This is a genomic window from Bradyrhizobium sp., from assembly GCF_030646015.1.
Taxonomy (GTDB): Bacteria; Pseudomonadota; Alphaproteobacteria; order Rhizobiales; family Xanthobacteraceae; genus Bradyrhizobium.
Window position 1 is genome coordinate 1 of the sequence record NZ_JAUSLT010000044.1, and the last position, 2,395, is coordinate 2,395.

Genomic DNA, 2,395 nt, shown 5'->3' on the forward strand with positions numbered 1-2,395 from the left:
TCGCAATTGCTGCAGACGGTGGAGCAGGTGCGCTCGACCCTCAATCCCAATCTGTCGATCCACGGCATCGTGCTGACCATGTTCGACTCGCGCAACAATTTGTCGAACCAGGTCGTCGCCGACGTGCGCCAGTTCATGGGCGCCAAGGTCTACAACACCATGATCCCGCGCAACGTGCGCATCTCCGAGGCGCCGTCCTATGGCAAGCCGGTGCTGGTGTACGATCTCAAATGCGTCGGCAGCGAAGCCTATCTCAAGCTCGCGACCGAAGTGATCCAGCGCGAGCGCGAGCTGCGCACGCACTAAAGAAACGTAGGGTGGGCAAAGGCGCTCTTCGCGCCGTGCCCACCGATAGAACGTCAGACGAAAAGAATGGTGGGCACGGCGCGAAGAGCGTCTTTGCCCACCCTACGAAGACGAAGTGAACAGGAGCGTTTGCGTGAATCCAAGGGAGCTGGCGATGGCCGACGAAGCGCGTTCGCGACTGGGCCGCGGTCTTGCAAGTCTGATCGGTGATGTCGGCGGCGAGGCCGCGCATCTGGAGCGGCCGCGCACGCAGCGCAAGGTTCCGATCGAATTCCTCAAACCCAATCCGCGCAATCCGCGCCGCAGTTTTTCCGATGCCGAACTCGGCGAGCTCTCGGATTCGATCAAGCAGCACGGCGTGATCCAGCCGATCGTGGTGCGTCCGGTCAAGGGCGCGCAGGATCGTTTTGAAATCATCGCCGGCGAACGGCGCTGGCGCGCCTCGCAGATCGCCGGTCTGCACGAAGTGCCGATCGTGCCGGTCGACGTCAGCGACAGTGACGCGCTCGAGATTGCGATCATCGAAAACGTGCAGCGCGAAGATCTCAATGCGCTGGAAGAGGCGCAGGGCTATCACGCGCTTTCCAGTGAGTTCAAACGCAGCCAGGACGAGATCGCCAAGATCGTCGGCAAGAGCCGCAGCCACGTCGCCAACATGATGCGGCTGACCAAGCTGCCCGCCGAGGTGCAGGCCTACATTGCGCTGGGGCAGTTATCCGCAGGGCATGCGCGCGCCTTGATCGGTGTCCCCGATCCGGTGGCGGCGGCAAAACGCATCGTCGAGGAAGGCCTCAATGTACGCCAGGCCGAGGCATTGGCCCATGACGAAGGTGTTCCGGAACGCAAGCCGCAGAAGGCGCGCGGCGGCAAGGTGAAGGATCCCGACACGGTCGCGCTGGAGAAGCGGGTCAGTGACGCGCTGGGTCTCGCGGTCAATATCGATCACCGCGATCCCGCCGGCACGGTGCATATCCGGTATAGCGACCTCGACCAGCTCGACGAGATTTTGCGACGGCTGGACGCGACGGGGTAGGGCCGGGCGCTTCTCTTCTCTTCACCTCTCCCGCTTGCGAGAGCTTTGCACAATCGGGTCTGCGGGAATGGGGCCCGAAATCTGGCTTTTTTTGCGAACTCAGGTGGCGCGCGAGACGTGAAGAGTCCGGTTTTCGCGGCCGATCGGTGGCATCGGGCGATCGCGGTCACGCCGTAGCCTCCATTGTGCTCAGCACCGCCCATCGTTTGATGTTCATGGCGAGGCAGAGAAGGCGCAGATGCGTCTGGTTGCGTGCCAAACCCAGATAGCGGGCGCGTGCCAGGCGGTAGATGCCCTTGAGGCGCGCGAAGACCTGCTCGACCGGTGCGCGCCGCCGTCCCACGGCGTCGTTGAAGCGCTTCTGCCGCTCGGTCAGGGCGTGATGCTTGTTGGGCCGGAACATCAGCCGCGGCTTGATACCCCGGGCCGCCAGACCGGCGCGGCGCTCGTGCTTGTCATAGGCCTGGTCGGCATAAACCGCCTTCTCATCGCCGCTGATCAGTTCGTCCGCCGGCACCGTGTCGTTGACTGAAGCATCGGTCATCTTGTTGCGGCGGATGATTGCCGAACCCTTATCGATGCCGACATGCGTCTTGTAGCCGAAGTACCGTTTGCCGCCTTTCTTGGTCCATCGCGCGTCGCCATCGCGCTCGCTGTTGACCAGTTTGCTCGGCGCGCGACCGTCCGGGCCGGGCGGCAGAGGGTCCTTCGGCGGGCTTGGCGGCTTCACCGCCGCCGGGATCAAACTGGCGTCGATCAACGTGCCCTGGCGCAGCACCAACCCGTGCTCGTCGATCTGGCGCAGTATCTCGGCAAACAGCCTCTCGTCCAGACCGGCACGCTGCAAAGCCTCACGGAAGCGCCAGATCGTCGCGTGGTCGGGCGTCTCATCGTCCAGCACAAAACCGCAAAAACCACGGAACGAGGCCCGGTCATCGAGGGCCTCTTCAAGCGCCGGATCGGATAATCCATACCATTGCTGTAGCAGCAACGCCTTGAACATCACCAGGCGCGGATAGGGCGGCGGGCCTCGCTCCGGTTCCGGAAGGTCGCCCA

At 63.5% G+C, this 2,395-nt stretch carries 3 protein-coding genes; 2 read left to right on the forward strand and 1 reads right to left on the reverse strand.

The annotated features are described in order from the left end of the window. On the forward strand, positions 1 to 306 hold a 306-nt coding region (locus Q7T45_RS06490; protein ID WP_304868919.1), incomplete at its 5' end, for a ParA family protein. A gap of 154 nt (positions 307 to 460) precedes the next feature. Continuing rightward, entirely contained in the window at positions 461 to 1,339 is an 879-nt protein-coding gene (locus Q7T45_RS06495) for a ParB/RepB/Spo0J family partition protein (RefSeq protein ID WP_304868921.1), read from the forward strand. 166 nt (positions 1,340 to 1,505) lie between these two features. Here Q7T45_RS06495 and Q7T45_RS06500 read toward each other — a convergent pair. Then, positions 1,506 to 2,395 (reverse strand): IS5 family transposase (locus tag Q7T45_RS06500; RefSeq protein ID WP_304868923.1); only part of this gene is annotated, 890 nt, incomplete at its 5' end.